At 70.9% G+C, this 422-nt stretch carries 1 protein-coding gene; it reads left to right on the forward strand.

Features of this window, described 5'->3' with window-relative positions:
* Positions 1 to 422, forward strand: a 422-nt coding sequence (locus tag VTU_RS30460) for a DUF3418 domain-containing protein (RefSeq protein ID WP_010110797.1), incomplete at both ends; no start/stop codon positions are given.

Consider the following 422-nt stretch of genomic DNA (forward strand, 5'->3'; position numbering starts at 1 on the left):
CAGGCGCTGGCGGGGCTCAAGCTGGGCCAGGCAGCGGCCCCGCGCGCACCGCAGCCGCAGGGGGAAGTGCCGCGCAGCAGTGCGCCGGCAAGCAGCGCAGGGCCCGCACCGGCCCCCGCGGACCCGTGCTACCGCGCCTGGACCTTTGGCGCGCTGCCCGAGATCATGGAGATCAAAAAGGGCGGTCAGACGCTGATCGGCTTTCCCGCGCTCATCGCCGGCGACGACTTTGTCCGCATCGAGGTCTTCGACGAGCCGCAGGCGGCCGCAGCCAAGCACCGCGCGGGACTGCGCCGCCTGTTCGCGCTGCAGATCCGGGACGCGCTCAGGCAGCTCGAAAAAAACCTCCCCGACCTGCAGAAAATGGCCGTGGCCTACATGCTGCTGGGCACGCAGGAGGCGCTGCGCGCCCAGATCATCGA

This window comes from Verminephrobacter aporrectodeae subsp. tuberculatae At4, from assembly GCF_000193225.1.
GTDB classification, from domain to species: Bacteria; Pseudomonadota; Gammaproteobacteria; order Burkholderiales; family Burkholderiaceae_C; genus Acidovorax; species Acidovorax aporrectodeae.